This window comes from uncultured Pontibacter sp., from assembly GCF_947495565.1.
Taxonomy (GTDB): domain Bacteria; phylum Bacteroidota; class Bacteroidia; order Cytophagales; family Hymenobacteraceae; genus Pontibacter.
In genome coordinates this window covers 167,142-190,775 of the sequence record NZ_CANLZM010000003.1, presented here as the reverse complement: position 1 = coordinate 190,775, position 23,634 = coordinate 167,142, and the positions used below count along the sequence as shown (strand labels likewise).

General features: G+C 47.6%; 19 protein-coding genes. 6 read left to right on the top strand and 13 right to left on the bottom strand.

All coding sequences use genetic code 11. The features are described from left to right. The first annotated feature begins 60 nt into the window (after positions 1–60). The 4 genes from Q1B04_RS05485 to uvsE all read left to right on the top strand — a co-directional run bounded on the left by Q1B04_RS05485 (position 61) and on the right by uvsE (position 3,691). Positions 61–1,287 carry a metallophosphoesterase gene (locus Q1B04_RS05485; protein WP_299756550.1) on the top strand — a complete coding sequence of 409 codons (1,227 nt, stop codon included), beginning with the start codon at positions 61–63 and terminating at the stop codon, positions 1,285–1,287. A 181-nt stretch (positions 1,288–1,468) separates the two neighbouring features. Then, positions 1,469–1,921, top strand: coding sequence for a hypothetical protein (locus Q1B04_RS05480; protein ID WP_299756548.1), 453 nt, complete (start codon positions 1,469–1,471; stop codon positions 1,919–1,921). 179 nt (positions 1,922–2,100) lie between these two features. Continuing rightward, complete coding sequence (locus tag Q1B04_RS05475) at positions 2,101–2,736, top strand: carboxypeptidase-like regulatory domain-containing protein (RefSeq protein ID WP_299756546.1); 636 nt, start codon at positions 2,101–2,103, stop codon at positions 2,734–2,736. A gap of 55 nt (positions 2,737–2,791) precedes the next feature. Next, positions 2,792–3,691 (top strand): UV DNA damage repair endonuclease UvsE, encoded by a 900-nt coding sequence (gene uvsE / locus Q1B04_RS05470; protein WP_299756543.1) that lies wholly within the window; start codon positions 2,792–2,794, stop codon positions 3,689–3,691. Here uvsE and Q1B04_RS05465 read toward each other — a convergent pair. Together Q1B04_RS05465 and Q1B04_RS05460 are read right to left on the bottom strand one after the other, a co-directional pair. Beyond that, complete coding sequence (locus Q1B04_RS05465) at positions 3,680–4,177, bottom strand: DUF4112 domain-containing protein (RefSeq protein ID WP_299756540.1); 498 nt, start codon at positions 4,175–4,177, stop codon at positions 3,680–3,682. The two genes, uvsE and Q1B04_RS05465, sit on opposite strands and share 12 nt — an antisense overlap. Before the next feature lie 41 nt (positions 4,178–4,218). Continuing rightward, the gene (locus tag Q1B04_RS05460; protein WP_299756538.1) at positions 4,219–4,446 is read right to left on the bottom strand and encodes a hypothetical protein; all 228 of its coding nucleotides are present in this window, start codon (positions 4,444–4,446) and stop codon (positions 4,219–4,221) included. Between the two features lie 380 nt (positions 4,447–4,826). On the opposite strand from Q1B04_RS05460, the gene Q1B04_RS05455 reads away from it, so the two are divergent. Further along, the gene (locus Q1B04_RS05455; RefSeq protein ID WP_299756536.1) at positions 4,827–6,026 is read left to right on the top strand and encodes a proline dehydrogenase family protein; all 1,200 of its coding nucleotides are present in this window, start codon (positions 4,827–4,829) and stop codon (positions 6,024–6,026) included. 29 nt (positions 6,027–6,055) lie between these two features. On the opposite strand, the gene Q1B04_RS05450 is transcribed toward Q1B04_RS05455, so the two are convergent. Next, on the bottom strand, positions 6,056–7,633 hold the full coding sequence (locus Q1B04_RS05450; protein WP_299756534.1) for a sodium/sugar symporter: 1,578 nt from the start codon (positions 7,631–7,633) through the stop codon (positions 6,056–6,058). Positions 7,634–7,876: 243 nt separating this feature from the next. Here Q1B04_RS05450 and agaR point away from each other — a divergent pair, with 243 nt between their 5' ends. Continuing rightward, a complete protein-coding gene (agaR, locus tag Q1B04_RS05445; protein WP_299756531.1) occupies positions 7,877–8,641 on the top strand; it encodes a transcriptional repressor AgaR in 765 nt (254 codons plus the stop codon). A 74-nt stretch (positions 8,642–8,715) separates the two neighbouring features. On the opposite strand, the gene Q1B04_RS05440 is transcribed toward agaR, so the two are convergent. From Q1B04_RS05440 to Q1B04_RS05395, 10 genes are all read right to left on the bottom strand, one after another. Beyond that, positions 8,716–9,420 carry a GDSL-type esterase/lipase family protein gene (locus Q1B04_RS05440; RefSeq protein ID WP_299756528.1) on the bottom strand — a complete coding sequence of 235 codons (705 nt, stop codon included), beginning with the start codon at positions 9,418–9,420 and terminating at the stop codon, positions 8,716–8,718. A 40-nt stretch (positions 9,421–9,460) separates the two neighbouring features. Then, on the bottom strand, positions 9,461–10,372 hold the full coding sequence (locus Q1B04_RS05435) for a glycerophosphodiester phosphodiesterase family protein (protein ID WP_299756526.1): 912 nt from the start codon (positions 10,370–10,372) through the stop codon (positions 9,461–9,463). Positions 10,373–10,396: 24 nt separating this feature from the next. Further along, positions 10,397–11,818 carry a calcineurin-like phosphoesterase family protein gene (locus Q1B04_RS05430; protein ID WP_299756524.1) on the bottom strand — a complete coding sequence of 474 codons (1,422 nt, stop codon included), beginning with the start codon at positions 11,816–11,818 and terminating at the stop codon, positions 10,397–10,399. Between the two features lie 207 nt (positions 11,819–12,025). Next, positions 12,026–13,345 (bottom strand): DUF5689 domain-containing protein, encoded by a 1,320-nt coding sequence (locus Q1B04_RS05425; RefSeq protein ID WP_299756522.1) that lies wholly within the window; start codon positions 13,343–13,345, stop codon positions 12,026–12,028. 49 nt (positions 13,346–13,394) lie between these two features. Then, positions 13,395–14,774, bottom strand: coding sequence for a SusD/RagB family nutrient-binding outer membrane lipoprotein (locus Q1B04_RS05420; RefSeq protein WP_299756949.1), 1,380 nt, complete (start codon positions 14,772–14,774; stop codon positions 13,395–13,397). Between the two features lie 114 nt (positions 14,775–14,888). Then, positions 14,889–18,011 (bottom strand): SusC/RagA family TonB-linked outer membrane protein, encoded by a 3,123-nt coding sequence (locus tag Q1B04_RS05415; protein ID WP_299756519.1) that lies wholly within the window; start codon positions 18,009–18,011, stop codon positions 14,889–14,891. A 136-nt stretch (positions 18,012–18,147) separates the two neighbouring features. Continuing rightward, positions 18,148–19,491, bottom strand: coding sequence for a glycerol-3-phosphate transporter (gene glpT / locus Q1B04_RS05410; RefSeq protein ID WP_299756517.1), 1,344 nt, complete (start codon positions 19,489–19,491; stop codon positions 18,148–18,150). A gap of 210 nt (positions 19,492–19,701) precedes the next feature. Next, positions 19,702–20,433 (bottom strand): MIP/aquaporin family protein, encoded by a 732-nt coding sequence (locus Q1B04_RS05405; RefSeq protein ID WP_299756515.1) that lies wholly within the window; start codon positions 20,431–20,433, stop codon positions 19,702–19,704. A 28-nt stretch (positions 20,434–20,461) separates the two neighbouring features. Beyond that, a complete protein-coding gene (gene glpK / locus Q1B04_RS05400; RefSeq protein ID WP_299756512.1) occupies positions 20,462–21,946 on the bottom strand; it encodes a glycerol kinase GlpK in 1,485 nt (494 codons plus the stop codon). Positions 21,947–21,963: 17 nt separating this feature from the next. Continuing rightward, a complete protein-coding gene (locus Q1B04_RS05395) occupies positions 21,964–23,580 on the bottom strand; it encodes a glycerol-3-phosphate dehydrogenase/oxidase (RefSeq protein WP_299756510.1) in 1,617 nt (538 codons plus the stop codon). Positions 23,581–23,634 lie beyond the last annotated feature (54 nt).

Sequence of the window (23,634 nt, the reverse complement as noted above, 5' to 3'; positions counted from 1 at the left end):
GAATTGCCGCCACTGCCAAACAATAGCGGCCCCTGGCTGTTTCACCCCGATATGCAACGTATGTTATCATTCGCAATAATTATTCTGCTACTGTTTCTGGTAGACCTTTATGTATTTCAGGCTATCAAAACTGTTACGCAAAACCTGAGCTCCCTGGCCCAGAAGATCATTTTCTCCATACACTGGGCGATTTTTGCCGTTACGGCAGGCACGTTTATACTTGCCTCGGCCACGCGCGGAACGCCGCCCGATGCGTTTAAAACTTACCTGGCCAGCACGCTTTTCATTATTTTCGCCTCTAAGTTAGTGGTGGTCCTTTTCCTGCTGCTGGATGACTCGGTGCGCCTGGGCAAGATTGTACTGAACTCCGCTAACGGGAATGATTCTTTTGACCCTTCGCGCCATAAATTCTTAAACCAAATGGGCCTGCTGGTAGCAGCTGTTCCTTTTTCGGCCTTTATTTATGGGATGGTAAAAGGAGCTTATGATTACCGTGTAAAGCGGATTACGCTGCGCTTCCCCAATTTGCCAGCCGCCTTCGATGGCTACAAGATGCTACAGATTTCGGACTTGCACACCGGTAGTTTTACCTCCACAGAACCTCTGAAAGAGGCTGTAAAGCTTATTAACAAGCAAGAGGCTGACCTTGTGTTCTTCACCGGCGACCTAGTAAACAATTTGGCTTCAGAAGTGCAGGAGCACATTCCTGCGCTGCGGGAAATACGCGCCAAGTCAGGCGTGTTCTCTGTGCTTGGCAACCACGACTATGCCGATTATGTACGGGAGTGGCCTCATGAAAACGCAAAAGCCGAAAATCTCCAGAAGATGATAGAAAGCCACGGCCAAATGGGCTGGCAGCTACTGATGAACGAGAACCGCATCATTGAAAAGGACGGAGAGCAGATTGCCGTACTGGGAGTAGAAAACTGGGGCAACCGGGCGGGCTTTCCGAAGTATGGCCGCCTGGGCGATGCTTACAGAGGCACCGAGCAGGTACCGTTTAAGGTGCTTCTCTCCCACGACCCGTCGCATTGGGATGGCGAGATCAACCAAAAGTATGATGACATTGACCTGACACTATCGGGCCACACCCACGGCATGCAGTTTGGCGTAAATATACCCGGCTGGAAGTGGAGCCCTGTGCAGTACGTGTACGAGCAATGGGCGGGGCTTTACAAGAAGGGCCGCCAGCACCTGTACGTTAACACCGGGCTTGGCTTCTTAGGTTATCCGGGCCGAGTAGGTTTTCTGCCGGAAATAACTGTGTTTGAGCTTAAAAAAGCCTGACCGAAACATATTTATACTTTGCTGAAAAGCGCGCCCTGAGTGGCTGCGCTTTTTTTTGTCGCTCCCTTTGCAGAACCGCCCTCAGAACATTACAACCTACGCCAGCGTACTACTTCCTAAGCCTTCTTACCTCTCTGTTTCTTTCAGAAATGGACAATGTAAACAAAATTTCAAGACAACCATGAACAAGATATTGATCCCGGTGGCTTCTGCAGCCATACTGCTTTTTGCCACTTCCTGCAGCTACGACAAAACAGGCACTTCTTTCGAGGTGGTAGATGCCAACGAAGATGAAAACGTTAACCCGGCACACATACGCGGCTACGGCGACAGAGAACCTGGCGCTGACGGCAGAGCAGACCCAAAACCAAACCAGTACTACGCTTTTAGCACCAGAACAGTACCCGCTGAAACACGCCAGCAACTGGAGGGAAATGTAGCCGTGGAGATGGTAACTGTTTACTACTCGCCGAGCCGCCAACTCAGCGACCTGGCAGAGCAGTACAGCTCGCCCGGAAACCAAGGCGCTGCCACAAGCCCGGCAGCTGCTGACACTGCTGCTGCTACCAGCGGCACCGGCATAACCACTGATTCCGGCACCGGTGACGCAGGCCAAAGCAACGACCAGGACTAATCCTGCCTAAAACATCACTCACAAAAACCTGCCTTGGCTCATGCGGCAGGTTTTTGCATTTTTAGTCTATCTGCTATTTATTCTGTAATTTCGCGTAGCCTTGTCCGTTATAGCAATGCCCGGCATAGTTTTGGCTGATAGTGACACAAAACAGGCGCCAAAGCACTACAGATATTCTCATGCACAAACACCTCCTGCTTTATACCCTGACGCTCATGCTGTTGCTTTGCAGCTTGCCGTCTTTGGCGCAGAAGAGTATCCGGATAAGCGGAACGGTGCTGCAACCCGACCGCACAACGCCTATACCTGGCGCAACCATCGTAAAAGTGAACACGAACATGGGAGTGGTTTCGGATACAACGGGTAAATTTCTGATTGATGTGGCGCAGACGGATACGCTTATGATTCGGGCACTTGGTTTTAAACCGCTTTTATACTTGCCCAAAGCTTTACCTGTATCGGAGCTGCGCGTAAATATTGTACTGCAGGAAGATAGTGTGATGCTGGGCGAGGTGGAGGTTACCAGCCGCCCGTCTCAGGAGATGATAGACCGTGCCTTGCGCAACATGAAGCGCGAGCAGACCAGCCAGACCCAAAACCCAAACTTTATACCTGGTCTGGAACCGCCGCCGCCAGCGCCTGCACCGGCTCCAACCATACTTAGCCCCATGAGCCTGATGTATGACCTCTTCTCCAGCGAAGGCAAACAGAAACGCGCCCTGCAAGAGTACCTACAGAAGCAGGAAGCAAAGCTAAAGCGGAAGGAAGAGGATGATTATAATAAGTACTTCCAGAATAACGAAGGCTACCAGTAAAGTAGCCAAACATCAGGAGGTTTCGTAGGTTCAGAGTAAATCACTACCTGAAACTATGAAAATAGGATACCCCTGCATCAATAACGAGCTCGACTGCAGCTCCTCCCGCACATTTAGACTTGCTTCGTATTCTGAGGAGCGCCTGATAGAGACCGTAGAGCAAAACTTGGCCTGCCTGCGCCGCATACTGGAGTACAATGTACAGCACGGGCTGCTGTTTTTCAGGCTCACCTCTGACCTGGTGCCATTTGCCTCGCACGAGATAAACAAGTATAACTGGCAGGAGCACTTCAAAATGACTTTCCGGAGATTGGGCAGCTACATCAAAAATAATAATATGCGCATCTCCATGCACCCGGATCAGTTTGTGGTACTCAACTCGCCAAACGAGAAAACAGTGCACAACAGCATTGCCGAGTTAGTCTACCAGGGCACCGTACTTGATTTGATGGAGCTGGACACTACCGCCAAACTACAGATACACGGCGGTGGCGCCTACGGTGATAAGGCCTCAGCCATACAACGCTTTGCAGAAGTATACCATACCATGTTGCCTGATGCCGTAAAAACCCGGCTTTGCGTAGAGAACGATGACCGCACCTATACTTTGCAAGATTGCCTGCAGCTGCACGAACTAACTGGAATGCCTATTATTTTCGATAACCTGCACCACGAGTGCGTGAACAACGGAGAACCCATGCGCGAGGCCGTAGAAATGGCCGCTACCACCTGGCAACCAGACAGAGACGGCATCCTGATGATGGACTATAGCTCTCAGGCACCCAACGAGCGCCGCGGCAAGCACGTGCAAAGTATACAAGAACAGCTCTTCCACGATTTTCTGGCCGAAACCGAGGGCCTCGATATGGACATCATGCTGGAGATAAAAGACAAGCAGGAAAGTGCCCTGAAAGCCCGGGATGTAGCCAAAAGCCTTGGCCGTTTAGAAGTATGAGGCTATCAGCTGCCACAGCCACTCGCCAATTTGCCACAGCGCCCATATCAGGAATACCAGCATCAGCACAAGCCCTATTAACACACCAGCCATAATACCTTTGCCGCTGCCTTGGTATTTGCCCTCCTCGTAGTGGCGGCGCAGCAGGCGCACATTGCGCTCGTTGGCCTTAAAGGCAAAGTCGAAGATGTTGCCAAGTATGGGAATGCTGCCAATGAGTACGTCCAGGCCTATATTTAGCATCATCAGGGCAACCAGTTTGCCGCTGGCCCCGTGGCGTGCCATTGTCAGGATTAATACTGCAGACACACCGAAAGAGGCAAGATCGCCGGCAAAGGGCAGCAACCCAAGAATAGGATCTAAACCAAAACGGAAACTTGTACCGGGCAACCGAAACTGGTTGTCCATTAGATGGGCGATATGGTCTACCCATTTAAGCTTTTCGGAACGTGGGGTGCGTGTGTAGTGCGTATCGTGTGTTGCCATACGCGCTTATACGGTAAGCGCCGTTAAAAGTACGCCTGCTGCTACTGCACCATAGTATAGCGCTGCCATTTTGCCTTCCGCTGCTTTTTAGCTGCGGCGCGGTGGTAGTTAACCGTCTTCTTTTTCTTTTTGAATAACTTCTTGCTCTTACCGCCTTTTTTCTGGAAAAGCTTTTGCAGCTTTGGCCCTTCTCCAGGAGCAGCCTCTGTTGGGAAGGCGCAAGTAATACCGCCAACCAGCAGCAGCGCTAATATGAATCCTCTAACCATTAAACCAAAATAAACTGTGATGCTGAAGTTTATCCTTATAACGATATTAAGTATTAGAATAGTTTAGTTAGATAAAAAAGATATCATACTTAAGCAGCTTGTATAGAACTTTGCTTAAAAGCAATTTATATGCCTTTCTCAAAGTATGATTCCCTAATTTACGAGTCTCCAAAATAGTTTATCAACATTGATCATCAGCCAGGTAATGCATAAGGCTTCCTAGCTTATGTACAGAATCTCAATCCATATTTAACCCATTTAGCACTCAAAAGTAAAAATAATACAATTTACTCTTTATCACAGCAACAACTTATTCAGCAGGTTTACGAACACAGGTATAGCCAAAGCCTGGGAATAGAAACAACTTAATACCTACAACTATGGAACAAACTGTTGCCACTTCACATACACCCGGACGCTTTGATCCGGAAAACCTGCAGGTAACCTTCTGCAACAAAACCAATGAGGAAATGAGGCTGGCCTACTGGCTGTTTACCATGATGGGAAAGCCGGCGCTTGTAAAGGCGGGCGGCTTGGCTACTATTGCTGCCTTACGTTTAGGCCTGCCTATCGCACCTTTAATAAAGGGCACGCTTTACCGACATTTTTGTGGAGGCGAAACATTGGAAGAGGCGCAAAAGGTAGTGCAAAAATTGTCTGCCGCCCGAGTACATACTGTGTTAGACTATGCTGCCGAAGCGCAGGATACAGAAGCCGGGTTTGATTATGTACGGGACGAGGTGCTGCGAAACATAGAGACCGGCCGCGACACGAAAGGCTTCTCTTACATTAGCGTAAAACCAACCGGCATTGGCCACAGTCATATTTTTGAGAAGCTGCACCACAGCCAGGAGTTGAATGAGGAAGAGCAAAAATCCTTTGCCAGAACCAAGGAGCGCCTGGAAAGTATATGCCAATCCGCAGCACAGGCAGGTATTAAAGTTTACCTTGATGCCGAAGAATGCTGCCTGCAGAACCCTGTTGATGAACTGGCTGAAGAAATGATGAGGCGATTTAATAAAGAACGGGCCGTACTTTTCAACACCTTACAAATGTACCGCACCGACCGCGTTGCCTACCTCCGGGGCTGCCTGCAGCGCTTTGAAGGCGAACCGGTGATACTAGGAATCAAGCTTGTGCGTGGCGCCTACCTCGAAAAAGAGCAGCAACGCGCAGAAGAAAACGGCTGCCCTTGCCCTGTCTTCATTAAAAAAGAGGACACAGACCAGAGCTTTAACCAGGCTATAGACATTTGCCTTGCACACTTACACCGCCTGGAGCTTTGCGCCGCCACTCATAACGAAAAAAGCATTACCTACTTAACCGAGCGAATTCAGCAGGACCCTATTAAAAACCACAGGCAGCGCATTCATTTCTCGCAACTATACGGCATGAGTGATAACCTTACCTTTAACCTGGCTGATGCCGGCTATAATGTATCCAAGTATTTGCCCTACGGAGAAGTGGTTACTGCTGTGCCATACCTGATTCGGCGGGCAGAGGAGAACACTTCTATCGCAGGGCAAATGGGAAGAGAGCTATCGCTGTTACAAAAAGAAATGCGCAGGCGCAGGATGTAACTCCTTCAGATCAAATTTATACTTACTTTCTACCAGAAAATAATGTAAACAGCTGCCAACACAAAGATGATAGCGGTAGCTGTGACATTAAAGATGCTATCCGTCTTAAAGAGACCTTTATCAATGTGCACGGTGTTTTCCGGATACTTGCCCCTTACGTTGTTCTCGAACAGCGAGTAGCCTACCATCAGCGCAGAGAGCAGCAGGAATACAATCCCCATCTGGTCCAGGAACGGCATGGTTGGGAACATCACGTCGATGATGATACTGAAAGGAACAGACGCAATGGCAGTTGCCAAAGCAGCATTGGAAGTAGCCCGTTTCCAGAACAGGCCGAACAGGAACAGCACCACAATGCCCGGGCTAACATAACCTGTGTATTTTTGGATAAACTGGAAGATCTGCTCCTCTCCACCAAGCAATGGCTCTGCCACCAGCACCGCAATAATTATCGCTATAAGGCTTACAAGGCGGCCTGTCATTACCATTTGGTTCTCCGTGGCATCCTTCTTCAGGTGCGACTTATAAATATCCATGGTGAAGATAGTAGCCGTGGAGTTCATCATAGAGCTCAGGGATGACAGGGCAGCGGCAATAAGCGCAGCAAAAGCCAAGCCTTTTAAGCCGGTAGGCACCAGGTTGCCAAGCAGCCAAGGGTATGCTTCATCGTAACGGCTGATCTCAGCATTTAACGCAAAAGCCGCAATACCCGGAATTACCACTACCAACGGAATCAACAGCTTCAGGAAAGCGGCGAAAACCAAGCCCCACTGCACTTCTTTCACACTTTTAGCGGCCAATGCACGCTGCACAATGTACTGGTTAAAACCCCAGTAGCTTATGTTAGCTATCCACATACCGCCAAACAACACTGTCATACCTGGCAGGTCTTTGTAAAACGGATTCTCTTCGGATAGAATCATATCGAACTTCTCCGGGGCTTGTGCAAACAGCATACCCATACCTTTCACAGGGCCTTCTCCCCCACTCACAGCATCCAGGGCCAAGTATGTAGTTACCAAGCCGCCAAGTATCAGAAACACCACCTGAATTACGTCCGTCCAGGCCACGGCTTTTAGACCGCCGTAGATGGAGTAGGACACCGCCACCACAGCCAAACCAACAATTGCAGCAGTGGTACTAATGCCTAACACTACGCTCAATGCCAGCGCCGAAAGGTAAAGTACTGTTGTCAGGTTCACGAAGATGTACAGCATGATCCAGAAGATGGCCAGGCTGGTGCGGATACGGTCATCGTAACGCAGCTTCAGGAACTGCGGCATAGTAAAAATCCCTTCCTTAATATAGATCGGGAGGAAAAACTTTGCCACAAGTATAAGAGTGGCTGCCGCCATAAACTCGTAGCTGGCAATGCCCAAACCTATGGCAAAGCCGGAGCCTGACATACCGATAAATTGCTCGGCCGAAATATTAGACGCGATAAGCGAAGCCCCGATTGCCCACCATGGCAGTGATTTACTGGCCAAAAAGTAGTCGGTGGAGTTTTTAACATGCCCTTTTTTCTCCCGGGATATCCAGATACCGAAAACAATAATGAGCAGGCAGTAGCCTATAAATACAATAAAGTCGAGTGTAGAAAAATTCATGTATAAACTATTTTAAGATAGCTAATATATAATATTAGTTCTGATTTATACATACTTCAGCTTTATTTTATCAAACCCCCACCTTATAAAGCATGAAGCGCTACTTGTTCTGTGCTGGTTAAATAGATACTCTGAACATGAAATAAATTTTAGCTCGACTATCAGATTATCAACATTTAATTATGGGCAGAACGATTAATGTTTTATTTTCAAACTAAATTTCTGCCAAAAAGAATATCCTATATGGTTAACATAGCTGAAAGACATCAGCAGATTATAAGCAAGCTTCAGAAAGAGGGGAAAATCAACGTTACGGACTTATGCGAGGATCTGGATGTTTCTTCTGTTACCATCCGCAAAGACCTGAAGCTTCTGGAGGACAAAGGGCTTTTGTTCCGGACGCATGGCGGTGCCACCTTGCACAACCCTTATACTATAGACCGGTCTGTAAACGAGAAAGAAAAGATCCAGTCTACCGAAAAAATGCTGATTGGCGCTAAAGCGGCATCGCTGGTACTGCCTAACGATTCCGTTCTTATTGCTTCGGGCACTACTGTGCTGGCGCTGGCTAAAAGTATACAGCCACAGGGTCACCTGATCGTAACAACCTCTGCACTTAATGTCGCTTTAGAACTGATCAGGCACCCTGAAGTTGAGGTGATGCAATTAGGCGGGCTTCTCCGGAAAAGCTCCTCGTCTGTAACCGGCCCTTACGCCGAAAGTATTTTATCCGACTTCTCTTTTAGTAAGTTGTTTTTGGGTGTGGATGGCATTGACCTGGAGTTTGGCTTAACAACCACTAATGTTATGGAGGCGCACCTAAACCGGCAAATGATTAAGGTGTCTCAGAAAACAATTGTCTTAGCCGATTCCACTAAATTCGGGAAAAGGGGCTTTGGAAAAATTTGCGGATTTGATGATGTAGACCATATCATCACAGACAAAGGCATTTCAGAATATGTTGTAAAGGCGCTGGAAGGGATGGGCATCAAAGTCACGATTGTATAGCACCTTTGCTTTTAAAGTATAAAGTATAAAAGGCTTGCAGATGGTGCAGCCTTTTATACTTTATACTTCCTAAACTACTTCAGGTATTTGCCTTTTCGAAGAATCTCAGCCCACTTTTGGTATCCTTCATAAGTCAGGTGCAAGCCGTCGTGGGTGTAGGCCTCCCTTAATTTACCTTCGCTATCTGTAAACTCAGGATAAAGATCAATTAAGGTGATATTTTCCGCTGCCGCCAGCTGCTTTAGTTCTTTGTTCAGCCAGAAAACGTGCTCCTCTCTATTATAATGCCTCTTAAACTTTGTAAACGTGTTGTTGGTTGGCAGCAGCGTCTGGATGTAAAGTTTAGTTGCCGGCGACTCAGCTTTAACCCTTTTTACAATCTTCTTATAGTTCTCCAGAATCAGGCTGTCAGGGATGTTCCGGGAAATATCGTTAATGCCGATCAGCAAAAACACTTTAGATGGTTTGCCCTCTGTTACTTCATTTAAGCGCTCCAGCACGCCAAACGTGATATCGCCAGATATGCCTCTGTTTTTGGCATGTTTTAACTCCAGAAGTTCGCTCCAGTTTGGATGTGCCGTAAGGCTATTGCCCAGAAAAATGATGTCTTTGCGGGAGTTTGGGTACGCTCGAAACTGATCTACTTGCACCTGGTAGGTAGCGGGCCGATACGTGCTGTCCCAGGCGGCTTCTATCTCCTGCGCTACTACTACCTGAGGCAACGCTAAAAGGCCTACAAGGGCAAAGCAGCCCCTAACTGTTCTGGTTATGGAATTCATACTTTAACTGATCTTCAATTTATACTTTCTGAGGCAGGAACTAAAGCTTTTGCGCAAACAGGTCAGGGTAGTCCGATATGATGCCGTCCACGCCTAATGCTTTAAGTTTGGCTATTTCTTCTGCGGAGTTTACCGTCCAGGGGATTATTTTCATCTGGCGGTCGTGGCATTTCTTCACCAGTTCTTCGGTTACGAGCTTGGCATTGGGGCTGTAAATAGCTGGCGTAAAACCTAGCTGCTGTATATTCTCCTCAAAAGAATCTTGGTTGCTAACCAGCAGCGAAGCCCTGATGTGCGGATATTGGCGGTGCAGCGCCTGCAGAGCACGCTTATCAAACGACTGAATAATTACCCATGGCGTAATTCCTTTCTGCTCCACCACCTCTACCACCAGCTCTGTAAACCTTGCTGGCTCCGGGTGAAGCTCGTTATCTTTACCTTCTTTTGATTTGATCTCAATGTTATAAAAAACCTGTGGCAGGTTATTCACCTTCAGGTGCGTCTGCACAGAATCGATGAGATCTGCCAGCAAAGGGATTTGCGCCTTCATTTTATGCTGCCGCGGATAAAGACCATACGGTTTAGAACCAACATCAAACTGGCGCACTTGCTCATACTTCATTTTATAGACGGCGTATTGCTCGCTCTCTTCCTTGGTAAAGTCGCTGCCGTCTGGTGTCCGTGCATATAAATGGTTGATGTATGGATCATGCGTCACAACCACCTGATTATCCTGTGTTATGTGGCAATCCATTTCAACAGTTGTCACGCCCAGGTCTATGGCTCGGAGCATGGCCGGCACTGTGTTCTCCGGCATCAGCCCGCGGGCACCGCGATGGCCTTCCGTATCAAAAGCTGGCAGCGGCATATTCTGCTGCGCTGTTCGTTCGCTACTCTTGCAGCCGCTGGCAAGTATAAGGGCAGCAAAAGCTATACTTAAAAATCTCTTCATCAAATGAGTTTATACTTCTAAACTTTATGAAATCCTTACATCAGCGGCTTGCTCATACTTGCGCCCGAAGCGATCGGTAGCCTGCACTTTAACGTGTTTTGCTCCAGCAGGCAGCGCCACCTTAAATAAGTGGTTTGTTTCTACAGGCTCTGCAAAAGCGCGTGGCTGTGGCAGTTTATCGCCGAGGTATAGTGCGCTGGCTTGTGGGTCTAAGCCTTTAAAGTTGCTCAGTTCACCCATGGCTTTGCCATCGGCCCACCACTCTACTTTCCAGGCGGGGTCCCAGTTCCATACATTGGCAACCAGGTTCTTCTGCCCGCTGGTTTCGTCGAGGTGCAGGCTAATCTGGTGCTTCAGGTCATACCCCGTGGATTTGTACTGCCAGCTAAGTTCATTGCCGTTTACCTCATACACGCCGTAGCCGCGCGGCGCACCGTCTCCGCAGATCGGGCCGGTCCACCAGGCGCCGCAAAGTGTGCCGTGCACGTGCTCGTACACATTATCTGTGATAACATTGCGGTTATAATGCGTGTGTCCCGACATGATGTGTACCTGGCGGTCTTTCAGTAAAGCATATAACTCCTGGCTGTTCTTCACGCCATTGTGCACAGGTATGTGCAGGCAAAGTATAACCAAGTGGTCTTTTGGCACCTGCTCCAGGTCTTTTGCCAACCACGCCAGCTGCACCTCCGGCAGATGCCCGTCATAGTTTCTGTCTGTGCCTAAATAGCGGACATCATCCAGCACCACATAGTGGGCTTTGCCGCGGTTAAACGAGTAATAGGTTGGGCCATAGGTTGCCTGAAAGGTATCATCAGAGGCATCATCGCCGCCTTTGTTATAATCCATGTCGTGGTTGCCCAGCACCTGAAAGTATGGAATGCCTGTGGCCGCAACTGCCTGGTTGTAATCGTTAAAAAGCTCGTGCTTGTCCCAGACAATATCGCCTACGGTAATACCGTGCACCAACGCTCCGGCCCCAAACGACTGCAACAGTTGCTGCACGTCAGGCACCGACTGGGTCATCATTTGCTCCACGTCCTGCTTGTTTCTCACCTGCGGATCGGCCCAGATGATAAACTTATGCTGGTTATCGTCCTGCGCCAGTGGTTTCAGTTCAAAATCATACTTCTCCTGCCCTGCTTTAAGCACCTGGTAATGGCGGGCAATGCCGTTCTCGTTAGGTAGTTCGTACCCTGCCGGCACCGATACAAACACGAACTGCGCCTGCTCGTTATGTGGCAATGCATAGCGCCCTTTTCTGTCGGTTTGCACCACGCTATACCCATCCGACACGACAACCTGCCCCAGCTTTTTACCCTGCGCCGTAACAGTGCCTTTTATTTTTTTAGTAGAGGTAGCAGCCAGGCCAAATGCTGAGCGGCCTCCTACCCAAAGCCCTCCGGCCAAGAGGCTGACACGAGCAATAAATTCTCTTCTTTTCATGGATTAACCTGATCGTTTTATAAACCTTGAATGGTTTTAAGTTCCTTAAAAAAGTTTATGTAATCGCTGAAAAGTATGTGGTCTTTCAGCAAGACCATAGTTTCGTTGTTGAAGCGAAGCGCGTTACCGGTAAAGACTGCAGTGATGTAATTCTACAAAAAACTAAGAGGCACCTAGTTTAATACCGGCGCCCCCTTAATTATAAATTTAGTTTGAGTAAACTGCAATATCATCAAAGCACAGGCGGCCATTTTGTACTGTTGCTGTGGTTGTGCCTAAACCAAGCTTAACCACTCTAAATCTTACGGGTCCAGATATATCCATTAAGAAAACAGCTGTTTTTGCTTCTTTACTAGCATCCGTTACAGTTTCCCCTATTTGCGTCCAGGTGGTACCCTCATCTTGCGAATACTCTAATCGCCAACTACTAGAGGCATCATTATAGTAGGAACCGTAGAGCATAGTAACTTTTGATGCACCATCCGGCATATCAAAATTCATCTGGGTATAAGTATCATAGTCGAGTTGCTGCTGCATTCTAACCCCTTGGCTTCCCGTAAATCTGTCTCGGCCTGGTGTGTTTCCAAGTATAGCTTGATATAGTTTCCACTCACCTGAGGCTACAACGATATTGTTATCTATCGTAGTCATGTTATAGCTTGGCTTCGTTTCCTGTGGAACAGCCTCGAAGCTTTCAGGAAACCCTGTATAAATAGGGCCACTAGGGTCTTTCACATCATCTATCGTTCGAATCCAGAACTGCATCAAAGCCTCCTCTCCCGTACCGGATGGGCTGGTGAAGGCAACAGGTATCCCTGTATAGCTTGCGCTTGCGTAAACTCTGCGGTTGGAAAAAGCCGCATTGGGCTCTGTGTGCAGATACACATTATTGCTCCCGTCTGACATTATTTTATCCCCACTAAAAGTGGCTGTTGGCGCTGGTAATGGAGAAATATTACCGGCTACAACACGCACAAGAGTTCCTTCGTACTCATCCGCTTTCATTGCTAAATCTTCTAAGGTGACCTCACGCAGGTGCACTTTCGAATCTTCAGCAACTTTAACAATGTCACCGGCAGAAAGGCCACTTATTTGTAGCATCCCGCTGCTCTTTGTGAGGGTAGTGCCAGTTATTTGCACCACTACAGAGTCTCCCACATTGTAAGGCAGGTTAGCCGCACCATCAAAGTTCAAAAGTATACCACGTATCTGCCCCCGTCTATGGTTTTGGATAACAACACTGTTGCTCCCACCCGGCACGTTCTGGCCAGTTGCATCAGAAATAACCACACCTATTACCTGTTGCGCCCCAAGTAGTTTATCCCGTGTTAATTTAACATCATTGCCTTTGTAAAAAGACCTAATATCCTCGATGGATATAATGGGACTTGGGGTGCCAATAGCATTATTTGTGTCTTCCTCCAAGCAGGCTGTAAGAGCAAAGACGCTTAACAGCAAAGCCAAATAAGAATATAATTTAATTTTCATATTGATATCCATTACTATTGATTGTATAAAGATCTTCATACAGATAGAGCTTTTATATAAACCGGTGTATGTTTAGCCCTGCCGCTCCTTATTCTTGCCACCAAACTTTTGTGTTGATGTTGTCAGGGCCCTGTTCTGCCACAGCAGCCTGATAACTGGCTTGATTCAAGGACTGCACATAGAGCGGATAGTTAATTCTGGCAGGCATCATGCCATCATTTCTCAGGCCCGGCCCTTTTGGCAACACAGGATGCCCGGTTCTTCTATGCTCAAACCACTGCTGGAAATCAGTAAAGAATAAAGTATAGTACTTCTGCAAGTGAATCAGCTCCATTTTTGAATCAAAGCTGTAGTCTGATCCCCACTTAACTTCATCCTTTTCTAAATGCCCTTCCGGCACCTCAACGTCCCATAATGTAATGGCGGAAACCACACCTTTCTCATAATGCATTTGCGCATCTCCTGAAGTATACTCTTTAAGGGCTGCCTCAGCCAGAATGAACTGCAGTTCAGGGTAATTAAGAATATTGCCAAGACGGGATTCCCTGGCAAGCTCCGGCTTATACCTTGATTGGCCTTCCGGCAAATTGGTTACAGCATACCCGCTCGGCACTCCTGAGTAAATACCCTCCCAAGTAGTGGCCCACAGCTCAAGCCGAGGATCCCCCCACTGCACAAGGTTATTGACAAAGAACTGACTTAAAGAGTTATCCCCATTAAAATCGTAAGCGCGCCAATTATGGAACTCAGATTGATAGGGCACAACCCCTGTGAACTTCAGAGTCGCAGATTCTTCAATACTCGTCATGATCGGATAATCCCCGGGCCGCTCATCTACTATTTCCCTTATCTTTTCAGCAGCAGTCTTTCCTCCTGCAATCGCATCGGGTTTTCCTGAAACACGCAGTAGGAGGCGCAGGTAAAGAGAGTTTCCAAACTTTCTCCATAATAGCGCATTACCCTGGTATAAAGGGTCCTGCTCTGCCTGTGCAACAGCTAGATTACCTCCCTCAGCCAGTAAAACGTTAGCAGAGTCAAGCTTCTGAAAAAGGTCAGCGTAAATATCCTCTTGCTTATCAAAAGCAGGCATGTAAAGCCCTGCTCTTCCCTTAATAGCATCTTTATAAGGTACATCTCCAAAAGTATCTGTCAGCAAAGACATCACCCAAGCATCAAGTATGAGAGAGATACCCATATAGGTCTTGTTTGCAGTTTCTTCACCGGATGTATAAATGTCCCTTATATTGGATAACTCTGTATACCAGTTGTTCCACATATAATCAGCTTCTGCAGTACGGATTTCATACCGATGAATTTCATCTGAATTCACCAAAGTTACATGAACCTGCATTAGCTCATTTGTAAGCCGTATAGCTCTGTTCATGTTTCGCTTAACCAGCTCCGTGATGGATGGAGCAAGAAGGCTTTCAGGGAGCGCCTTAGGACTTTGGTTAGGGTTCACGTTCATCTCCTCGAACCCATCTGTACAGGAGGAAATCACCGACACACTAAAAGCCGCTACTAAAGAAAGGCCAATTAATTTTATCTTTTTCATTCTTGTAACTTGTAAGTGCTTAAAGTCTTAGATTCCAATAGTTAAATTTACCCCCATAGTTCTGGTTGCCGGGAACTGACCAAGCTCAAAACCGGCATCGATAGTACCATCATTCAGGGTGCCAAACTCTGGGTCAAAGGCAGGCCAGTGGGTCCACATAAATAAGTCGCGGCCATACACTCCAATTGATGCCTTCTGTAGCTTCAGGCGGCTTAGCAGATTAGAAGGCAAGCGGTAGTCGAGGCGTACTTCACGTAGTTTGATATAGTCGGTACTAAATAGGTTTCCCTCCACATTATCACGACCAAAATGCCTGTTGTAATAAGTCCAGATATCTTCTGCAATGACATCGTTAGGGCGGTAAGACCCGTCTCCATTTGCTATTACCCCGTTACCGATAATGCCATTGTAGCGCCCAGGTATTGTCTTTTCAAGCTTTCCTGCATCAGCTAACACAGCATGCGTAAGTGAATATGCTTTTGCTCCGAAAGATCCATCAAATAAAATATTGAAGCCGAATTGTTTGAAGTTAAACTGATTACCTATGCCTGCCTTCCACTTTGGCATTGTATTACCTAAAAGGATCATTTCATCACCTAGCACAGGGTATCCGTTTTCATAGATAATTTGTCCGTCTGGAGACCTCAGGTAGCCGCGGCCATAAATATCCCCCATAGTAGCACCCGGCCGGGCTTCTACTGACCCACGGCCACCAGGACCGCGCTGCATCTGGTAGGTGTCTAGGCTGTCAGCAAGCTCAACTACTTTATTCCGGTTTGCGGAAAAAGTACCTGTGACCTTCCATGTAAGTCCTTCTTTATTTTTGAAAGGGGAAGCGTTTGCCTGTACCTCTATACCTTTATTCTGCACTTCCCCTGCGTTCAGGATGGCGGCACTATAGCCAGAAGCCCTGTCAATGGGTACACTCAGTATTTGATCAAAGGTATTGTTCTGGTATACCGACACATCCACTCCCAACCTGTTGTTAAAGAAGCGTAAATCGGCACCGAACTCTAAACTTTGCGTGCGCAGAGGCCTTAAGTTAGGGTTAGCTATCGCACTAGGGTTAGACAAGCCTCCCGGGAAACCCACTTGTGTGGCATAGGTAAAAGCTGTCTGGTAAGGTCTGGTAGTACCACTGCCCACTTCAGCAAAAGATCCTCTTAGTTTAGCAAAGGTGATAAAAGAGGGCATTCGTACTAGCTCTGAAACAATGGTGCTTACACTAGCAGAAGGGTAAAAGAAGCCAAGACTCCTATCTATTCCAGGAGTAGCCAATGTACTCGTCCAGTCTTGCCTAGCAGTCAGGTCAAGGAAAAGCCATTCATTATAGCTAAAGGTTCCTAATGCGTACAAGGAGTTAACAGCATACTCACTACGGTATGGATAAGCTAGTAAAACATCGGCACTGTTTGCAAAATTGAACACATTAGGGTACAATAAACGGTTTGCTCTTGTTTGATCCCTGTTATAGCGGTTAGTCATTCTGCTACCTCCTGCAGAAATACTAAAGTCGAACTTATCGCCTATCGCTTTTCCGTACCGGAGCAGGAAATCACTGTTCAGCTCTTGCGAGAATATGTTCTGCGTCCAAAACATACCTTCCTTGAACTTCTCTGTGTCTTTAGGGCGCTGCTGAGATCGTGCTTCATAAGAAAAATCAATGGCCGTTCTTACCATTAAACTCAGATCCTGATTAAAGTCATAAGTAGCCTGAACATTACCAGTTACTGTGTTTCGGTTTGATTTATTCAGCATTTCATAAGTGATCAGGTAAGGATTGTCCACTAAGCTACTGAATGGGTAATTTTGTACAATCCCTTCTTGCCCTGGCTCCCAGTATTGTTTTAGCCAATTTAAGTCAGCATTAGGTACTTGAAACATCAGCCAGTACATCAAAGACTGGTTGTTGTAACCCGTTGAAGGAAGATTATCCGTGTACTTATTGGTATAGTTAACCTTGGTTGAGATTCTTAGCTTATCTGTAACATTATGCCCTGCAGACAGTGCTACAGTATTTCTGTTATAGCCTGTATTAGGTATTATCCAATCATTCTTCAGGTTCGTTAATGAGAAGCGCACCGATGTTTTATCATTTGCACCATCTAAAGTAACACTGTTAGTGAATGTTTTACCTGTCTGGAAGAAGTCCTTCCGGTTGTTTTCGTAAGGCACCCATGGTGTTCTCACAGCCCCTGTGGTACGAGTCTCTGGGTCGTATTGGTAGAACATTTGACCATCAAACCTAGGCCCCCAGGCAGAACTAGTGCTTCGGGTGCTGGCACCGTCCTCAGTGTTCAAAAATGAGTAGTAGTTGGCACCATTTGTACCTTGCCCAAACTCATATTGGTAATCAGGCCATCTCGAAATTGTTTCTATAGAAGTGTTTGAGTTGATAGTAACTCCAATTCCCTTTTGCCTCTTTGTTCCTGACTTTGTTGTTATTATAATTGCACCGTTAGCTCCTCTTGCTCCATATAACGCCGTTGCTCCAGGGCCTTTCAACACAGAAACAGATTCAATATCATCCGGGTTAATGTCGTTCAGGCCGGAGCCGAAGTCAACAGGTGACTCCGATTGAAGATAGGCACTACTACCTGTACCGGTTTGACGGTTACTGCCTCCTGTTACAACGCCGTCAATTACTATAAGAGCCTCACTATCCCCAGCCAAAGAATTCTCGCCACGCAGAATTATTTTGTTAGAACCACCAGGGCCTCCTCCTGATTTGATCATGTTCAAACCTGCGACTTTTCCAGAAAGTGCATCGGTCCAGTTATTTGGCGTTGCTTGCGTTAATGCCTCACCCTGCACTGTAGTAGTGGCATAACCGAGCGCCTTCTCCTCACGCTTAATGCCAAGAGCTGTTACTACCACCTCAGAAAGCTGCTGGTTATCAGTCTTTAGCCTAACGCTAATGTTACCATTAGGCTGATTAACAGTTACACTCCCAGGCCTATAGCCAATGTAGGAGAATGAAAGCACTGCCCCCTTTTCAACACTGAGCTGAAACTTACCATCCTGATTGGTTACCCCTACAGGGGTGCCGTTTGCAGCAATAGACACTCCGGGTAGTGGAATTCCATCCGTATCATCCAAAACGGTTCCGCTAACCTCTATTCTCTCGCCCTGCGCGAGCCTATCAGACAAAGGAGTTGCAGCTAATTCTGTTGTAAACGTGGGCCCTGTTAAACAGAGGCACAAGGAGAGCATTGCTGCCCGACTTATTTGGCGCCGCCCCTTTGAGGATAGTGGTAAATGTTTTCTCATGTGACAAGAGCTTTATTTAGCTGATTTTATTTAGGTTGTAATGTTTAGTCTCCTTGTTCCAGGTGAGGGCAGTAAAGAAAATAGCGAGCACACAGGCGGCCACTAACACTATAAATCCACCATCCCAGCCCCATGCGTCCACTACAAAGCCCATAGCAATGTTGGCAAACAAAGCCCCGCCCATGTAGCCGAATAACCCTGTAAGGCCCGCCGCTGTGCCGGCAGCTTTCTTTGGCACCAGATCCAGCGCCTGCACGCCAATGAGCATAACAGGTCCGTAAATCAGGAATCCTATGGCTATCAAGGCCATGTTATCGACCCAAATGTTGCCTGCCGGGTTTTTCCAGTACACTAAAACCGCCACCAGCACCAGCACCATGTAAATGATTGTTGCAGGAGCGCGCCGGCCTCTGAAAACCTTGTCGCTGATCCAGCCGCAGAGCAGCGTGCCAGGTATGCCAGCATACTCGTAGGCAAAGTATGCCCAGCCTGTTTCTTTCACAGAAAAGCCTTTCGCCTCTTCCAGGTAGGTTGGTGCCCAGTCCAGGATGCCGTAGCGCACTAAGTATACAAAGGCGTTGGCAAATGCGATGTACCACAGCACACGGCTGGTTAATACATACTTAAACAGGATCTCCTTCGCTGACAGCTCCTTTTCATGATCTGATGTATAATTGCTTGGGTAGTCGTTTTTATACTCTTCGATGGTAGGCAGGCCGCAGGATTGTGGCGTATCCCGCACTAACATGTATGTGATCATGGCGGAGAGCAGGGCGATCATGCCAGGGAAGTATAACTTACTCTCCCATGTACCAAAAAGCGCTACGGCAGCTATTGCCAGAGGCCCCACCAAACCGCCTCCTATATTATGCGCAATGTTCCAAACCGACATTTTCGTGCCTCGCTCTTTTGTGGAGAACCAGTGCACCATTACTCTCCCGCAAGGAGGCCAGCCCATACCCTGAAACCAACCATTCAAGAACAGCAGCACAAACATGATGGCAATAGAACTGGTAGCAACTGGCACTGTGCCCATCATAATCATGGTGAGCGCCGAGAGCAGAAGGCCAACACTTAGAAACACCCGTGCATTACTTCTGTCGGAAACATTGCCCATCAGAAACTTGCTTAAGCCATAGGCAACAGAAACACCAGACAAGGCAATACCTAAATCTGATTTAGAATACCCCTGCGCAATCAGGTCGGGCATTACAAGTGAGAAGTTTTTACGCACCAGGTAATAGCCGGCATACCCAATAAAAATCCCCAGGAAAACCTGAAACCGCAAGCGTTTATACTCCGGATCAATCCGTTCTAAAGGCAACCTATCTGTATGCTGAGCAGGAGAAATAAGCTTCATATAAAGTATAGTATTATGGTAAAATGATGAAACAAGTAAGCTTTCTGGTGCCTAGTTGGCAAAGAGGCGGCACTTGCATGTTGCTTTCAGTTTTCATACTTACCATTACATAAGTTTCGGCAGGTTATTATTCATTTCGATTTAACCCAAAACCTATTTCAGATACAAAACTATAAAAGCTTTAAACAAACTGGCACTGCCAACCCAGACTTAACTTTTTAGTAACATATATAGCGCAGCGCCAATACCTGCACCCAGCAAAGGCCCCACCACCGGCACCCAGGCATAGCTCCAGTCACTGGAACATTTATTTTTAATAGGCATAAGCGAGTGAATAATTCTCGGCCCAAGGTCGCGGGCAGGATTAATGGCGTAACCGGTTGTTCCGCCTAATGATAAACCTATCGCCCATACTAGAAAAGCCACTGGAATTGCCCCTAATGAGCCCATGCCAATAGGTGTTTTCTGATCTCCCAACTCTGGATTTGTGAAATAAAAGATCACGAAGATCAAGACAAAGGTGCCCAGGGCCTCGCTGAATATATTTGAAAACCGATGTCTGATGGCAGGGCCTGTGCAGAACACCGCGAGCTGCGAAGGCGCATCCTCGGTAGCATCGAAATGAGGCCTGTATAGCAGCCACACCAGCAAAGCACCCACCATGGCACCCAGCAACTGAGCCAGTACATACAACCCAACGCCCTGCCAACTGAATTTGCCAGCCAGTGCGAGTGCCAATGTCACGGCAGGGTTAAGGTGGGCTCCGCTATAAGGCGCCGCAATAACAACCCCTGTAAACACAGATAGCGCCCAGCCTGTGGTGATCACAATCCACCCGCCGTTACTCCCTTTGGTGCCCTTCAAGACAACATTCGCTACCACACCGTTGCCCATCAGGATCAAAAGCATGGTTCCAATAAACTCGGCTGAAAACGCTGACATATTTATACTTTAGCTTTAGCGTCCATGATTACACCCAGGCTTTTGCCGCCTTCACGGCCTTGTGCCAACCTTTTAGAAGATCATCTGAAGACAGGCTTGCACTTGGCTGAAAACTTTTACTGACAGTCCACTGCTGCTGTATCTCCTCAACACTGCCCCAATAGCCTGTTGCCAACCCTGCCAGATAAGCAGCACCAATGGCTGTAACCTCTGTTACCTCTGGTTTTATCACCCGGGCTCCAAGTATGTCTGCTTGAAACTGCATGAGCAAGTCGTTTTCGGTAGCCCCGCCATCAGCCCGCAATTCTTTGATAGTGATTCCGGCGTCTGCCTCCATGGCTTTTAACACCTCGTAGGTCTGGTAAGCTATACTTTCTAATGCTGCCCTGGCTATATGCGCAGAGGTTGTCCCTCTGGTTATGCCCACCATGGTGCCGCGTGCATGCTGGTCCCAGTGCGGCGCTCCCATGCCCACAAATGCCGGCACCAAGTATACGCCATCACTTCCGGCTACCTTTTTGGCCAAATGCTCTACTTCCTCAGAAGTTGCTATTACACCTAACCCGTCCCGTAGCCACTGTACTACTGCGCCGGCTATAAAAATGCTTCCTTCCAGCGCGTAATGCACCTGGCCCTGTATTTGCCAGGCAACGGTTGTTACCAGCCTGTGCTCAGATATTATTGGTTTCTCTCCGATGTTCATCAGCATAAAACACCCTGTACCATAGGTGTTTTTCACCATACCCGGTTTAGTGCACATTTGTCCGAACAAGGCAGCCTGTTGGTCGCCGGCAATGCCTGCGATGGGTATTTGAGTGGAGAAAAGAGAATTGGATGTATGGCCGACTACCTCGCTGGATGCTTTTACCTGAGGGAGCATGCTGGCCGGGATGCCAAAAAGGTGCAGCAGGTCTTCGTCCCATGCAAGGGTATGGATGTTGTAAAGCAAGGTGCGGGAGGCGTTGGTAACATCCGTAACATGCTTGTTGCCGCCGGTCATCTTCCAGATAAGCCAAGTGTCTATTGTTCCGAAGATTAAACTACCGCATTCGGCTTTCTCTCTGGCTCCAGGCACATTGTCGAGAATCCATTTTATTTTGGTGGCAGAGAAATAAGCATCGAGCACCAGCCCTGTTTTCTCTCTGATAAGCGGCTCCAGCCCCTGGTCTTTCAGCTGATCGCAGTATGCAGCAGTACGTCGGTCTTGCCACACAATGGCGTTGTGTACAACCTCGCCTGTATGCCTATCCCAAACAACAGTAGTTTCTCTTTGGTTGGTGATTCCGATGGCCTGAATATCCTTTGCCTGAAGCCCTGCTTTCAAGATGGATTCTGCTGCTACTCCTACCTGTGTAGACCATATTTCATTAGGGTTGTGCTCTACCCAACCTGGCTGAGGGTATAGTTGAGTAAACTCTTTCTGGGCAACAGACACAATAGCACCAGCATGATTAAATATAATGGCTCTGGAACTGGTAGTACCCTGATCAAAAGCAAGTATAAATTTCTCCATAGGTTTGCATTGTATGGTTAATCTTGGCTAACTGCTGCAGGCGCCATCTTTTTGAGAGGCTCCAGGAGATAGTTGTTGGCGAGCGCTGTAAAGACATCGACTTGCTTTTGCTGCCATTCTTCGTCAGTGCCTAACTCGGCAGCCATAAGCGCAGCTACCTGAGGCGCCATTTCTATCGCCGCTTTGGCATTCAGGAACAGCACGCGCAGCCTTCTAGCCAGCACGTCTTCTACTGTCCTGGCCATCTCGTGTCGCACTGCCCAAACTACTTCTGCATACATGTAAGGATATTCTTTGTGCAGTTTTACACCTAATTCCGGGTTGTCTGCAATGAGCAGGTTTATTTCCTCGGCATCAGCCCCGTAGATGCTTAAAGACCCGAATATATTGTTTTTTTTATTTATAGCACCGTGAATCTGCAGGTTTGCCGTTACACAGGAGCGCCTGGGCAAGCCTGCCACAGCAATAGCTTTGTCTATAGTATCTTCTGCCATTTTTCGGTAAGTGGTCCATTTACCGCCTGTTATGGTAATTAAGCCTGATTTGGCAACCAGCAGTTTATGGCTCCGAGAGATTTCTTTGGTACTGCTCGCATTCTTGAGAGGAGCCGCCAGCGGGCGTAGCCCGGCAAATACGCTTAACACATCTTTTCTGGTTGGCTTGCGCTCCAGGTACTGCCCGGCCGTTTGAAGTATAAAGTCTATTTCAGCCTCTAGCGCTGTTGGTTCTAAGCTAGGGTTCTCAAGTGGTGTATCTGTTGTTCCTAACAGCACGTGTCCGTGCCATGGCACAGCAAACAGCACGCGTCCGTCAGGGGTTTTAGGTAGCATCAGAGCATTCTCCCCGTCCAGGAAAGAGCGGTTTACCACTACGTGCACCCCTTGGCTTGGCCGCACTAGCGGCTGCTGGCTAGGGGCATCCATTTGCAGTACATTGTTTACAAAAACGCCAGTTGCGTTTACAACCGCCTTGGCATGTAATTTATACTTGCGGCCAGTCTCTACATCAAGCGCCAAAACTCCTGCCACCTCTCCCTGGTGGTTTTTCACCAACCCATCCACTTTCATATAGTTCAGCACCACTCCGCCTTGCTCTACACATGTCTGAGCTATATTTACAGCCAACCTTGCATCATCAAACTGTCCGTCGAAATATTCTACACCACCTTTCAGACCTTTCTTCCGCACGTTTGGCAAAAGGCGGGCAACTGTTTCCTTATCCAGAAGTGAGGTTTTCTGCAGCCTATACCTGCCCGCCATCCAGTCATACACCTTTAACCCTAAACCGTAAAACATTTTGTTCCACCAGCTGTAGTTCGGGATAATAAATGGCTGCTCGCTTACCAGGTGAGGCGCATTTTTTATCAACAAGCCTCTTTCATGCAACGCTTCATAAACAAGGCTTACATCGCCCTGTGCCAGGTAACGCACACCTCCGTGCACCAGCTTTGTGCTTCTGCTGGATGTGCCTTTTGCAAAATCACTCTGCTCCAGCAGCACAGTCTTGAAACCCCTAGATGCCGCATCCACAGCCACACCCAACCCTGTTGCCCCGCCTCCAATTACAATAACATCCCACACATTTTCCTCCCGCTCCAGTTCCTTTACTAATTGAGAGCGATTAAAATTCGACACGTTGCTTCTCTTTGTATTCTTATTACTCACAGGGCAAATAGATAAATTGATTAC

What these genes read in the sequence shown, in the direction of transcription:
- Q1B04_RS05485 (WP_299756550.1), top strand. Translation starts at nt 61, where the DNA reads ATGTTATCATTCGCAATAATTATTCTGCTACTGTTTCTGGTAGACCTT.
- Q1B04_RS05480 (WP_299756548.1), top strand. Translation starts at nt 1,469, where the DNA reads ATGAACAAGATATTGATCCCGGTGGCTTCTGCAGCCATACTGCTTTTT.
- Q1B04_RS05475 (WP_299756546.1), top strand. Translation starts at nt 2,101, where the DNA reads ATGCACAAACACCTCCTGCTTTATACCCTGACGCTCATGCTGTTGCTT.
- uvsE (WP_299756543.1), top strand. Translation starts at nt 2,792, where the DNA reads ATGAAAATAGGATACCCCTGCATCAATAACGAGCTCGACTGCAGCTCC.
- Q1B04_RS05465 (WP_299756540.1), bottom strand. Translation starts at nt 4,177, where the DNA reads ATGGCAACACACGATACGCACTACACACGCACCCCACGTTCCGAAAAG.
- Q1B04_RS05460 (WP_299756538.1), bottom strand. Translation starts at nt 4,446, where the DNA reads ATGGTTAGAGGATTCATATTAGCGCTGCTGCTGGTTGGCGGTATTACT.
- Q1B04_RS05455 (WP_299756536.1), top strand. Translation starts at nt 4,827, where the DNA reads ATGGAACAAACTGTTGCCACTTCACATACACCCGGACGCTTTGATCCG.
- Q1B04_RS05450 (WP_299756534.1), bottom strand. Translation starts at nt 7,633, where the DNA reads ATGAATTTTTCTACACTCGACTTTATTGTATTTATAGGCTACTGCCTG.
- agaR (WP_299756531.1), top strand. Translation starts at nt 7,877, where the DNA reads ATGGTTAACATAGCTGAAAGACATCAGCAGATTATAAGCAAGCTTCAG.
- Q1B04_RS05440 (WP_299756528.1), bottom strand. Translation starts at nt 9,420, where the DNA reads ATGAATTCCATAACCAGAACAGTTAGGGGCTGCTTTGCCCTTGTAGGC.
- Q1B04_RS05435 (WP_299756526.1), bottom strand. Translation starts at nt 10,372, where the DNA reads ATGAAGAGATTTTTAAGTATAGCTTTTGCTGCCCTTATACTTGCCAGC.
- Q1B04_RS05430 (WP_299756524.1), bottom strand. Translation starts at nt 11,818, where the DNA reads ATGAAAAGAAGAGAATTTATTGCTCGTGTCAGCCTCTTGGCCGGAGGG.
- Q1B04_RS05425 (WP_299756522.1), bottom strand. Translation starts at nt 13,345, where the DNA reads ATGAAGATCTTTATACAATCAATAGTAATGGATATCAATATGAAAATT.
- Q1B04_RS05420 (WP_299756949.1), bottom strand. Translation starts at nt 14,774, where the DNA reads ATGAACGTGAACCCTAACCAAAGTCCTAAGGCGCTCCCTGAAAGCCTT.
- glpT (WP_299756517.1), bottom strand. Translation starts at nt 19,491, where the DNA reads ATGAAGCTTATTTCTCCTGCTCAGCATACAGATAGGTTGCCTTTAGAA.
- Q1B04_RS05405 (WP_299756515.1), bottom strand. Translation starts at nt 20,433, where the DNA reads ATGTCAGCGTTTTCAGCCGAGTTTATTGGAACCATGCTTTTGATCCTG.
- glpK (WP_299756512.1), bottom strand. Translation starts at nt 21,946, where the DNA reads ATGGAGAAATTTATACTTGCTTTTGATCAGGGTACTACCAGTTCCAGA.